Below are 11,463 nucleotides of genomic sequence, written 5' to 3' on the forward strand. Positions count from 1 at the left end.
TACCTGCTGTTTGCCGCGTTGCCGGGCACTATGGCGCCCGGCTGCGCGTTACGCCCCGCTGCCCGCTGTACCTTTGGGCCCCGAATGGCTTTTTTCCGCGTCTTTGCTTTTCTGTTGCTACTGGTGCCGCTGCTGGGGCAGGCCCAAACCCCGGCCCCGAAGCCACCCGCTGCGCCCGGCCCGCGCCCGGCGGCTACCCCGCCGCCCGCCGCCGCCAACGGGTCGCCCATCAAGCTGCTCACGGCCGGCGAGCTGGTAGGCGGCGACTTCAACGGCGTGAAAATCCGCAAGCTGCTGACCAACGTGAGCTTTCAGCAGGACGACGTGTTTCTGTACTGCGATTCGGCCTACCAGTACCTGGAGCGTAACCAGGTGGAGGCTTTCAGCAACGTGCGCGTGGTGCAGAGCGACACCATGACCATTACCGGCGACCACGGCTTTTATGACGGCGCCCGGCGCACCGCCCGCATGACCGGCAACGTGGTGATGCGCGACCCGCGCATGACCCTGACCACGCCGGCCCTCGACTACGACCTGAACCGCAAAACCGCGTCGTACACCGAAACCGGCCACCTCACCGACCCGCAGAATACCCTCGACAGCCAGCAGGGCTTCTACGACACCAATACCAAGGTATTCGTTTTCAAGCGCAACGTGCACCTAGTCACGCCCGATTCGGAACTGAACAACGACACGCTGCGCTACAACACCGTCAGCAAAATAGCCACCTTCAACGGCCCCACGCGCATCAAAGGCAAGCAGGGCAACCTGTACGCCGAAGCCGGCACCTACAACACCAAAACCCGCGTCTCAAACTTTCAGAAAAACGCCAAAATCGACACGCCCAACTACCTGCTGGGCGGCGACCGGCTGGTGTATGACGAGGTGAAGCTCTACGGCGTGGCCAACGGGCACGTCTCGCTCACGTCGAAGAAGGATAACATTGTGCTGCGCGGCGACGCCGGCAAATACTGGCGCGGCCTGGGCCGCACCAAGCTCTACGGCGGCCGGCCGGTGGTGCGCAACATCGGCACCCAGAAAGACACGCTTTATATGGCTGCCGATACGCTCATCAGCATTGAGGCGCGGCCCGGCCAGACCACTACGCGCAATATTCTGTACGCCTTCCCGAAGGTGCAGATTTTCCGGGGCAACCTGCAGGGCATCTGCGACTCGCTGACCTACGACCGGCAGGACAGCATCATTTACCTGAACCAGGACCCGGTGCTGTGGCAGGCCAAAAACCAGCTTACGGCCGACTCCATTCAGATTCGCTCGAAGAAGGGCAAGGTGGATGAGATGCGCCTCTACGCCAATGCGTTTGCCGTGAATCAGGACACGCTCCTGAACTTCAACCAGACCAAGGGCCGCAACATGATGGCCTACTTCCGCGACAACAAGATGCGGCGCGTGGACGTGCTCGGCAACGCCGAAAGCATCTTCTATGCCCTCGACGGCGATACCGTGACCACGGGCATGAACCGGGTGCTCTCGGCCAACATGCGCCTGCTGTTTGTGGATAGCAAGCTGAATAAAATCTCGGTCCTCACCAACCCCGACGCCAAGTTCATTCCGCCGCACGAGCTCAAGCCCGAAGACGAGCGCCTGAAAGGCTATACCTGGCGCGCCAAGGAACGGCCCACCCGCCGCCAGGTGTTGGGCAAGCAGTTCGATGACCGGCCGGTGAAGCGCAAGCCGGCGAAGAAGAACGCCAAACCTGCCGCCAAGCCGAAAGCCAAAACCCGGAAGCTGCCGCGGAAAACGGCTCCAAAAACAACCAGCCCTGCCGCCCGGCCACCAACCGCCACGGCTCCCACCAGGCGCTAGCTGCAACCTTTCGGCCGTTGGCGGTACTCCTTCGGCCGGGCGGGCCGGCCCGAACTGCCGGCGGGTTTGCCTCCGCCGGCTCAAATCGTTACCTTTGCACCCCTTATGCCGATTTCCCGCCTCACGGTTCTGTTTCTGCTTGTTAGTACGCTCGTGCTGGGCTCCTGCGCCAGCGGCTACCAGAAATTGCTGAAAAGCACCGACGTCAATAAAAAGTACGAAGCCGCCGTTAAGTATTACGACAAAGGCGACTTCTTCCGGGCCGGCACGCTGCTCGAAGACCTCATTCCGCTGCTGAAAGGCCGCCCCGAAGCCGAGAAAGCCCAGTTCTACTTCGCCAATACCAACTACAAGCAGCGCAACTACGTGCTGAGCGCCTTCTATTTCAAGTCGTTCACCGATACGTACCCCAACTCGGAGTACGCCGAAGAAGCCTCGTTTCTGCACGCCAAGTCGCTGTTTCTGGACTCGCCCAGCTACGAGCTCGACCAGACCAACACCATTTCGGCCCTCGAATCCATCCAGGACTTCCTGAACCGCTACGGCGAGAGCAAGTACAAGGCCGAAACCGAGAACATGGCCCAGGAACTCCAGAAAAAGCTGGAAAACAAGGCTTTCGAAAGTGCCAGGCTCTACTACCAGCTGCGCTACAACCAGGCCGCCGTGGTGGCCCTCACCAATTTCCAGCTGCAATACCCCGCCTCGGCCTATGCCGAGCAGGCCGCCTTTCTGCGCCTGACGGCCCAGTACGCCTGGGCGCAGGAAAGCGTGGAATCGAAGCAGCGCGAGCGTTTTCTCGAAGCCGTGAACTTCTACCAGCAGTTCATCGATAACTACCCGAAAAGCAAGAGCCTGAAGGCTGCCCAGGACATGTACGACATCAGCCAGGCCGCGCTGACCCGGCTGAAGGCAACTCCGGCCGCTGCCGCCAACTAATTTCCCTCGTCGCCGGTTTGGGGTAGCCAGTGCCCCGAGAGCCGGCCGCGAGCAACCAGCAACTAATTTAATAAGCCCATGAAACCTAATCCCAACACCCCTTCGAGCTCCATCGTGACGCGCAACATCGCCGACATCACCGGCGACAACGGCAACGTGTACGAAGCCATTGCCGTGATTTCGAAGCGCGCCAACCAGCTGTCGGTGAAGCTGAAAGAAGAGCTGAACGACCGGCTGGCCGAGTTCGCCTCTACCGTCGACAACCTGGAGGAAGTGTTCGAAAACCGCGAGCAAATCGAGGTTTCGAAGCAGTACGAGCGCATGCCCAAGCCCACCAGCCTGGCCATCGAGGAGTTTCTGCAAGGCAAAGTGTACTACAGCACGCCCGAGCCCGAAGAAGTGCCGGTGCCCCGCGAGCTGTTCTAAGCGCTGGCTGGCGGTTTGCCAGGCAACCCCATAGCTTGAGAAGAACGTCATGCGGAGCGAAGTCGAAGCATCCTTGTCGCGCAACTAATCAAATTTAGTAGTGCGGGAGAGGTGCTTCGACTTCGCTCCGCATGACGTTCTTTGTTGTGTAAAAACGATTCCTGACCAATGGCCGAAAGCAGCGACAAACAAGCTACCACTTCGCTTGCCGGCCGGCGCATTCTGCTGGGCGTGAGCGGCAGCATCGCGGCCTACAAAGCCGCCCCCCTCACGCGCCTGCTGGTGAAAGCCGGGGCCGAAGTGCAGGTCATTCTCACCGAAGCGGCCACGGCCTTCGTCACGCCGCTCACGCTGGGCACGCTGTCTAAAAAGCCCGTGCTGACGGGGTTCCTGCGCGATGCCGCCGCCGGCGAGTGGCACAACCACGTTGAGCTGGGCCTGTGGGCCGATGCGCTGCTGATTGCGCCCGCCAGCGCCAATACCATTGGCCAGCTGGCCAACGGCCTGTGCCCGAACCTGCTCTGTGCCGTGTACCTGTCGGCCCGCTGCCCGGTGTTTCTGGCCCCGGCCATGGATTTGGACATGTTTGCTCACCCGGCCGTGACGCAGAACCTGGCGCGGCTGCGCAGCTTCGGCAATCACGTTTTCGACTCGCCCAGCGGCGAGCTGGCCAGTGGCCTCAGCGGGGCCGGCCGCATGCTGGAGCCGGAAGATATTGTAGCGGCGCTGGCGCGTTTTTTTGAAAAATAATTGAACGTCATGCTGAGCGCAGCCAAAGCATCTCTAACGTAATAGTAATGATTACTCCTGCGGTAGAGATGCTTCGGCTGCGCTCAGCATGACGTTCTTGGTATTACTTGTTTCTTTAACAACAAATGCACGTTCTTCTCACCGCCGGCCCCACCTACGAGCCCCTCGACCCCGTCCGTTTTCTGGGCAACCGCTCTACGGGCAAGATGGGCTACGCGCTGGCCGCCGCCTTCGCGGCCGAGGGCGCAGACGTAACCCTGGTGAGCGGGCCCAGCCACCTGCCCGACCCGGCCAGCCCGCGCATCCGCACGGTGCGGGTGGAAACGGCCGCCGATATGTATGCCGCCGCGGCCAAAGTGGCGGCTGAGGCCGATGTGTGGGTGTTTGCCGCCGCCGTGGCCGACTACCGGCCGGCGCACGTGGCCACCGAAAAGATTAAGAAAGCCGGCGAAACCCTGACGCTGGAGCTGATGAAAAACGTGGACATCGCCGCCACCCTCGGCCAAAGCAAGCGGGCTGAACAATTTGCCGTTGGTTTTGCGTTGGAGACTACGAACGAGCTGGCCCACGCCCAGGACAAGCTGCACCGGAAAAACTTCGACCTCATTGTGCTGAACTCCCTGCGCGATGCGGGCGCGGGCTTCGGGCACGACACCAACAAGGTGACCGTGCTGGATGCCGCCGGCCAAATCGTTAATTTTGAATTGCAGTCCAAGGCCGAGGTGGCCCGCGGGCTGGTTAGCCTCATCTTGGCCCGTCTGGTCCCCACTAATTGATGCCCATGCTGCGAAAGTTCTTCGTCATTCTGCCGATGCTTGCCCTGCTGCTGGCCGGCCCCGCCGCCCACGCGCAGGAGCTGCTGGCCGAAGTGCGCGTTTCGACCGAAAACGTGACCATTTCGGACCCCACCATCGTGACGCAGATGCAGAACGACATCCGCAACCTGCTCAACACCCGCGCCTGGACCAACCAGGCCTACCGGCCCGAGGAACGCATCAAGCTGAAAATGTTCATCGGCATCACGGCCATCCCGCAGAACGGCACCTACAACTGCACCATGCGCCTGATTTCGACGCGCCCGGTGTACGGCACGGGCTACGATACCAACGTGGTCAGCCTCAGCGACCGGAACTTCAACTTCAATTATTCGCCGCAAAATCCGCTGGATTTTTCGCCCAACAGCTTCGTTTCCAACCTGTCGTCGCTGGTGGGCTATTATGCCTACCTCGTTATCGGGCTCGACCGCGACACCTTCTCGCGCCTCGGCGGCACGCCCTATTACGAGCAGGCCCGCACCGTCGTCAACTACACGGCCAACCAGACCCAGACCAACGAGCCCGACGAAGGATGGCGCGGCTCGGGCTCCCGCGAGCGCCACTGGCTGCTCGATAACATCACCGACCCGCAGCTGGAAGCCTTCCGCACCGGCCTCTACGACTACTACCGGCAGGGCATGGACGTGTTTATCGAAAAGCCGGAACAGGCCCGCGCCTCGGTGATGACGGCCCTGACGGGCGTGCAGAAGGCGGCGCTCACGCGGCCCGGCACCTTGTTTGCCCGCGCCTTCTTCGATGCGAAATCGGATGAAATTGCCAATATCTTCCGCACCAGCCAGGACCAGAGCCAGAAGCAGCAGCTCGTGACCATGCTCACGGAAGTGGACCCCACGAATTCAGCCAAATATCAAACCGTATTGAAGTAGATTGTGAATTATAAATTATGAATCATGAATTGCTTTTGGAGTGATTCTCTAATTCATAATTCATAATTCAACATTCATAATTACTGTAATGCTAGTCGATTTACGAATTAAGAATTACGCGCTGATTGAGCAACTGGAATTGCGTCCGTCTCCGCTGCTGAATATTATTACGGGCGAAACCGGGGCCGGCAAATCCATCATGCTGGGCGCTATTGGCCTGCTGCTGGGCAACCGGGCCGACTCGCGCATGCTGTTCGATACCGAGCGGAAATGCGTGATTGAAGGGCAGTTTGATATTGCTAACTACCAGCTGCAGGATATTTTCGAAGCCGAAGATTTGGACTACGACACGCACTGCATTCTGCGGCGTGAAATCAGCCCGAACGGCAAGTCGCGCGCGTTTGTGAACGACACGCCCGTGACGCTGGAAGCCCTGCGGAAGATTGGCGCCAACCTGATGGACATTCACTCGCAGCACGATACGCTGCTGCTGGGCGATGGCGTTTTTCAGCTGAACCTGCTCGACTTGTACGCCGGACTGGTGCCGCAGCGCACCCTGTACAGCAGCGCCTTCCGCCAATACCGCAAGCTGGAAGTTGATTTGCAAACCCTGGAAAGCCAGGCCGCGCAGGCCAGCAAGGAGCTCGACTACAATAGCTTTCTGCTGAATGAGCTCGAAGAAGCCCGCCTCGACAACGAGGACCAGGAAGCGCTGGAGCAGGAAATCAAGCAGCTGGAGCACGCCGAAGAAATCAAGTACAAGCTGAGCCAGGCCCTGCACGGCATGCGCGACAGCGAGACCTGCGCCACCGGCAACCTCAAGGAAGCTGTGACGCTGCTGGGCCAGGTGGCCAACTACGCCGAGAGCTTCCGCGAGCTGCGTGAGCGCCTGAACTCCTGCCTGATTGAGCTGCACGACATTGCCGACGAGGTGGAAACCGCCGAGCGCCGCACCGAGGGCGACCCCGCCCGCGCCGAGGAGCTGCAGGACCGCCTCAACGTGCTCTACACCCTGCAGCGCAAGCACCAGGCCCGCGACCTGGCGGCGCTGATTGAAGTGCGCGACAGCCTGCGCCAGAAGGTGAGCTCGGTGCTGAGCCTGGACAAGGAAATAGCGCGCCTGCGCAAGGATTCCGATGCGGCCCTGGCCTCGGTCACCAAGCAGGGGAGCAAGCTCTCGGAAAGCCGCCGCAAGTCGTTTCCGAATTTTGAGAAGCAGCTGGGCCTGCTGCTGGCCGACCTGGGCATGCCCAATGCCCGCATCGTCATTCAGCACAGCACCGGCGCGCCGGCTACCAGCGGCATCGACGTGGTAAGCATTCTCTTCACGGCCAATAAAGGTGCCCAGCCCCAGACGCTGAGCAAGGCCGCTTCGGGCGGTGAGTTCTCGCGCCTGATGCTGTGCATCAAGTACATGCTGGCCGACAAGACGGCGCTGCCGACCATCGTGTTCGATGAAATTGACACGGGTATTTCCGGCGAGATTGCCGTGAAGGTGGGCCGCATGATGCAGCAGATGGCCCAGAAGCACCAGCTTGTGGCCATTTCGCACCTGCCCCAGATGGCGGCGGCCGGCGACGTGCACTACTTCGTGTATAAGGAAGACCGCGCCGACCGCACCGTGAGCCGCATCCGCGAGTTGAACCAAGAAGACCGGGTGAAGGAGATTGCGCACATGATTGCGGGGGCCAAGCCCAGCGAAAATGCCTTCCAGAGCGCCCGCGAGCTGCTGGCGCTGCGGGGCGAAACGGTGAATGGGTGAATGAGTGAATGGGTGAATGGCTAACTTGCGCTGAAATGGAGAAGCTGTCGAAGTGACTGTGCCATTCACCCATTCACCCATTCCCCCATTCACTCAATGCCTAACAACCTCCTCGCCGGCAAAGTCGGCATCATTTCCGGCGCCCTCAACGAGAAATCCATTGCCTGGAAAGTAGCCCAGCGCGCCCACGCCGAAGGGGCCCGCTTTGTGCTCACCAATGCGCCGCTGGCCATGCGGATGGGCGAAATCAACAAGCTGAGCGAGGAATGCAACGCGCCCATCATCCCGGCCGATGCCACGTCGACGGAGGAGCTGGAAAAGCTGTTTGCCGGCGCTCAGGAGCAGCTGGGCGGCAAGCTCGACTTCGTGCTGCACTCCATCGGCATGAGCCCCAACATCCGCAAGGGCAAGCACTACGGCGAGCTGAACTACCAGTGGTTCCAGCAGACGATTGACATTTCGGCCCTGAGCCTGCACAAGATGCTGGCCGTGGCCGAGAAGCAGGATGCCTTCAACGAGTGGGGCTCGGTGGTGGCGCTGAGCTACATCGCGGCCCAGCGCGCCTTCCTCGACTACACCGACATGACCCAGGCCAAGGCCATGCTCGAAAGCATTGCCCGCAGCTACGGCCAGCGCCTCGGCAAGCTGAAAAAGGTGCGCGTGAACACCATCTCGCAGTCGCCCACTAAAACCACGGCCGGTACCGGCATCAGCGGCTTCGACGCGTTTTACGAGTTTGCCGACAAGATGTCGCCCCTCGGCAACGCCCCGGCCGAAGCCTGCGCCGACTACTGCATCTCGCTCTTCTCGGACCTGACGCGCTACGTAACCATGCAAAACCTGATGCACGACGGCGGCTTCAGCACCACCGGCATCTCGGCCGAAATCGTGGATTTGGTGAGCGCGGCAGCCGGCGCGCAGGAGTAGATTGGCCTTATTGAAAAGCGAAAGCCCGGCCACCTGGCCGGGCTTTTTTATTGATGGGGCTGTTTAAAAAGTCCGTTTGGAGGGCGCGTCTGTCGTCCTGAGCGCAGTGCAGGATGACAACGGTATTGACTTCCTGAGCAGCTTCGATATACGCCGGCATCGATTGCGCAGAAAATCCGTGCTTTCGGACCCGCCAGCCGCTAGGTTTACGGCAGAAAAACCGCTGAACCATGAAGCATCTGTTGTTGCTAGTGCTGCTGCTGAGCAGCCTTTCCCCGAGCCGGGCTTTCGGCTACGATTTTGTGGTGGCGCAGAACGGCAGCGGCCGGTTTCGCACGGTGCAGGAGGCGTTCAATGCCGTGCCGGACTTCCGGAAGAAAGTCACCACTATTTTCATCAAAAAGGGGATTTACAAGGAGAAGCTCATTCTGGCCGGCTCGAAGCAGCTGGTGAAAATTATCGGTGAAGACCGGGACCTGACCATCCTGACCTACGACGACTACAACCAGAAAAAGAACATTTTCGGGGAGGACAAGGGCACGTCGGGCTCGGCGAGCTGCTACATCTACGGCACGGATTTCTCGGCCGAAAACCTCACGTTTCAGAATTCGGCGGGGCCGGTGGGGCAGGCCGTGGCCGTGTGGGTCGACGGCGACAAGGCGGCGTTTGTGAACTGCCGGTTTCTGGGCTTTCAGGACACGCTGTACACCTATGGCCGCGGCAGCCGGCAGTTTTACAAGAGTTGCTACATCGAGGGCACGGTGGATTTCATCTTCGGCTCGAGCACGGCGTGGTTCGAGGACTGCGCCATTTTCTGCAAGCGCGGCGGCTTCGTCACGGCGGCCAGCACGCCCGACACGGCGCGGTTTGGCTACGTGTTCAGCCATTGCCGCATTGGTGGCGATGCCCCGGCGGGCAGCTTCGGGCTGGGCCGGCCCTGGCGGCCCTACGCCAAAACCGTGTACCTGCACTGTGAGCTGGGGGCCATGATTCGGCCCGAAGGCTGGGACCCCTGGGACAAGGAAGCCAACAAGAAAACGGCCTACTACGCCGAGTATAAATCGACGGGGCCAGGAGCCGCGCCCGCGAAGCGCGTGCCGTGGGCGCACCAGCTCACCGACGCCGAAGCCCGGCACTACACCCGCGATGAGGTGCTACACGGCTGGAACCCGCTCGCCAACTAAGCTTTTTTTCGGATGAAACTTCTGCCCCTGACGTTGCTGCTGACCGGTTTTTTCGCGCACGCCCAACCCGACCCCAAAACCGGCCCCATCACCGTGGCGCAGGATGGCTCGGGCACCTACCGTACCGTGCAGGCCGCCGTGGATGCCGTGTCCAATCAGGCGCAGCAAACCATCACCATCTTCATCAAAAGCGGCACCTACCGCGAAAAGCTGGTGGTGCCCACGCTCAAAACCTGCATCAGGCTGGTGGGCGAAAGCGCGGACAACACCGTCCTGACGTTCGACGACCACACCGGCGACGCGGCCGGGCACGACACGTACAGCTCGCACGCGGTACTGGTGCAGGCCAACGATTTCACGGCCGAAAACCTGACGTTTGAAAACAACGCGGGCTACACAGCCGGCCAGGCCGTGGCCCTGCACGTAGAGGGCGACCGGTGCACGTTCCGCAACTGCCGGGTGGTGGGCAATCAGGACATCCTGTTTCTGGCGGCGGGCCATACCCGGCAGTATTTCAGCGGCTGCTACCTGGAAGGCACGACGGATTTCATTTTCGGCGCCAGCACGGCCGTGTTCGACCACTGCACGATTAAGAGCAAGAAAAATTCCTTCATCACGGCCGCCTCCACGCCGGCTGAGCAGCCGTTCGGCTTCGTGTTTCTGAACTGCAGGCTGACGGCCGACACCGTGCTGGCCAAGCACGTACACCTGGGCCGGCCCTGGCGGCCCAACGCCAAAGTGGTGTTTCTGAACACGGAAATGGCCCGCCACATTGCCGCCGCCGGCTGGGACAACTGGAAAAACCCGGAGAATGAAAAGACGGCCTACTTCGCCGAATTCAGTTCAACCGGCCCCGGCGCCAATGCCCGCGGCCGGGTGGCCTGGTCGCACCAACTCACGGCCAAAGAGGCGAAACGGTACACGCTGAAGACAATTTTTGCGGCTGCTGAGCCGTGGATGCCGGCCGGCAAGCGCCCCTGACGACGGGCAATCAATAGCCCCGGCGCAAGTCCACCGGGTTCTCGAAGGGCTGGCCGGTGCGCAGGTTTTCCAGGTTGCGCAGCAGCACATCGGCTTTGCGCTCGTCCTCGAAAGCCTGGCCGCCGCCGGTGTGCTGGGTGAGCAGCACGTTGGGCAGCGTCCAGAGCGGACTATCGGCGGGCAGGGGCTCGGTGGCCGTCACATCCAGCACCGCGCCGCCCAGGTGCTGGCTTTGCAGCGCCGCAATGAGGGCGGGCTCGTCGGTGGTATTGCCGCGCCCTACGCTGGCGTAGATGCTACCGGGGCGCATGGCGGCAATAAGCGCGGCCGAGAAAAACCCCACGGCGCTGCCGGGCAGGGTGTTGATGACAATGTCGGTGTCGGGCAGGGCGGCCAGCAGGTCTTCTCTGGAATGCAGCTCAGCCTGCGGCGAGGTGCGGGCCAAAAGCTGCACTGCACATTCGAACCCGCCCAGCTGCTGGCGCACGGCCTGCCCAATGGCTCCCGCGCCCAGCACCACCACGCGCTTCCCGCGCAGCAGGCCCGAGCGGTTGCGCACGAAGGCTCCGCCCACCCACTTTTTTTCGGCCTGCAGCACGGCCAGCTCGGGCAGGTGGCGGTAGAGGGCCAGCAGGCCGCCCACCATGGTTTCGGCGCAGGGCCAGGCAAAGAAGTCGCCCATGTTGGCCACCGGCACGCTCACGTGCACGTCGCGGTAGCGCTCAAAGCCGGCTGAGTCGATTTGCCAGAACTTCAGGCTGGCCGGTGCGCCGGCCTGGAACCAGGCCGGCGGTGGGTTGCCGAGGAGCACATCGGCCGTCTGGAAGGCGGCCTGCTGCTGGTCGGCCGGCAGGTCGGGGCCGAAGGTGAGCGCCCAATCGGTAGGCAGCAGCTGCTGCAAATGTGCCCGGGCCGAAGCACTCAGGGGAGAATAAACAAAAAGATTCATAGAAAGGCCACCGTGACTG

11 protein-coding genes are annotated in these 11,463 nt (G+C 61.5%); 10 read left to right on the top strand and 1 reads right to left on the bottom strand.

Going from position 1 to position 11,463, the window contains the following annotated elements:
• Positions 1-84 precede the first annotated feature (84 nt).
• The 10 genes from ACYVHT_RS10380 (at position 85) to ACYVHT_RS10425 (ending at position 10,495) form a co-directional block, all read left to right on the top strand.
• On the top strand, positions 85-1,827 hold the full coding sequence (locus tag ACYVHT_RS10380; protein WP_460550829.1) for an OstA-like protein: 1,743 nt from the start codon (positions 85-87) through the stop codon (positions 1,825-1,827).
• Positions 1,828-1,932: 105 nt separating this feature from the next.
• A complete protein-coding gene (locus ACYVHT_RS10385; protein ID WP_460550832.1) occupies positions 1,933-2,763 on the top strand; it encodes an outer membrane protein assembly factor BamD in 831 nt (276 codons plus the stop codon).
• Positions 2,764-2,841: 78 nt separating this feature from the next.
• Positions 2,842-3,189: a DNA-directed RNA polymerase subunit omega gene (locus tag ACYVHT_RS10390; RefSeq protein WP_460550835.1), complete on the top strand. Its 348-nt coding sequence runs from the start codon at positions 2,842-2,844 to the stop codon at positions 3,187-3,189.
• 168 nt (positions 3,190-3,357) lie between these two features.
• A complete protein-coding gene (locus ACYVHT_RS10395; protein WP_460550838.1) occupies positions 3,358-3,939 on the top strand; it encodes a phosphopantothenoylcysteine synthetase/decarboxylase family protein in 582 nt (193 codons plus the stop codon).
• 125 nt (positions 3,940-4,064) lie between these two features.
• A complete protein-coding gene (locus ACYVHT_RS10400; RefSeq protein WP_460550841.1) occupies positions 4,065-4,715 on the top strand; it encodes a phosphopantothenoylcysteine synthetase/decarboxylase family protein in 651 nt (216 codons plus the stop codon).
• 5 nt (positions 4,716-4,720) lie between these two features.
• A complete protein-coding gene (porD, locus tag ACYVHT_RS10405; RefSeq protein ID WP_460550844.1) occupies positions 4,721-5,641 on the top strand; it encodes a type IX secretion system protein PorD in 921 nt (306 codons plus the stop codon).
• An 88-nt stretch (positions 5,642-5,729) separates the two neighbouring features.
• The gene (recN, locus tag ACYVHT_RS10410) at positions 5,730-7,403 is read left to right on the top strand and encodes a DNA repair protein RecN (protein ID WP_460550847.1); all 1,674 of its coding nucleotides are present in this window, start codon (positions 5,730-5,732) and stop codon (positions 7,401-7,403) included.
• Positions 7,404-7,499: 96 nt separating this feature from the next.
• Positions 7,500-8,330 carry an enoyl-ACP reductase FabI gene (locus tag ACYVHT_RS10415; protein WP_460550851.1) on the top strand — a complete coding sequence of 277 codons (831 nt, stop codon included), beginning with the start codon at positions 7,500-7,502 and terminating at the stop codon, positions 8,328-8,330.
• Positions 8,331-8,560: 230 nt separating this feature from the next.
• A complete protein-coding gene (locus ACYVHT_RS10420; RefSeq protein WP_460550854.1) occupies positions 8,561-9,514 on the top strand; it encodes a pectinesterase in 954 nt (317 codons plus the stop codon).
• Between the two features lie 12 nt (positions 9,515-9,526).
• On the top strand, positions 9,527-10,495 hold the full coding sequence (locus ACYVHT_RS10425; protein WP_460550857.1) for a pectinesterase: 969 nt from the start codon (positions 9,527-9,529) through the stop codon (positions 10,493-10,495).
• Positions 10,496-10,505: 10 nt separating this feature from the next.
• Here ACYVHT_RS10425 and ACYVHT_RS10430 read toward each other — a convergent pair whose 3' ends face one another.
• Positions 10,506-11,444, bottom strand: a complete 939-nt coding sequence (locus ACYVHT_RS10430) for a D-2-hydroxyacid dehydrogenase (protein WP_460550860.1) — start codon at positions 11,442-11,444, stop codon at positions 10,506-10,508.
• Positions 11,445-11,463 lie beyond the last annotated feature (19 nt).

The organism is Hymenobacter daeguensis (assembly GCF_054780555.1).

What these genes read in the sequence shown, in the direction of transcription:
- ACYVHT_RS10425 (WP_460550857.1), top strand. Translation starts at nt 9,527, where the DNA reads ATGAAACTTCTGCCCCTGACGTTGCTGCTGACCGGTTTTTTCGCGCAC.
- ACYVHT_RS10380 (WP_460550829.1), top strand. Translation starts at nt 85, where the DNA reads ATGGCTTTTTTCCGCGTCTTTGCTTTTCTGTTGCTACTGGTGCCGCTG.
- ACYVHT_RS10395 (WP_460550838.1), top strand. Translation starts at nt 3,358, where the DNA reads ATGGCCGAAAGCAGCGACAAACAAGCTACCACTTCGCTTGCCGGCCGG.
- ACYVHT_RS10390 (WP_460550835.1), top strand. Translation starts at nt 2,842, where the DNA reads ATGAAACCTAATCCCAACACCCCTTCGAGCTCCATCGTGACGCGCAAC.
- ACYVHT_RS10400 (WP_460550841.1), top strand. Translation starts at nt 4,065, where the DNA reads ATGCACGTTCTTCTCACCGCCGGCCCCACCTACGAGCCCCTCGACCCC.
- porD (WP_460550844.1), top strand. Translation starts at nt 4,721, where the DNA reads ATGCTGCGAAAGTTCTTCGTCATTCTGCCGATGCTTGCCCTGCTGCTG.
- ACYVHT_RS10430 (WP_460550860.1), bottom strand. Translation starts at nt 11,444, where the DNA reads ATGAATCTTTTTGTTTATTCTCCCCTGAGTGCTTCGGCCCGGGCACAT.
- ACYVHT_RS10415 (WP_460550851.1), top strand. Translation starts at nt 7,500, where the DNA reads ATGCCTAACAACCTCCTCGCCGGCAAAGTCGGCATCATTTCCGGCGCC.
- recN (WP_460550847.1), top strand. Translation starts at nt 5,730, where the DNA reads ATGCTAGTCGATTTACGAATTAAGAATTACGCGCTGATTGAGCAACTG.
- ACYVHT_RS10420 (WP_460550854.1), top strand. Translation starts at nt 8,561, where the DNA reads ATGAAGCATCTGTTGTTGCTAGTGCTGCTGCTGAGCAGCCTTTCCCCG.
- ACYVHT_RS10385 (WP_460550832.1), top strand. Translation starts at nt 1,933, where the DNA reads ATGCCGATTTCCCGCCTCACGGTTCTGTTTCTGCTTGTTAGTACGCTC.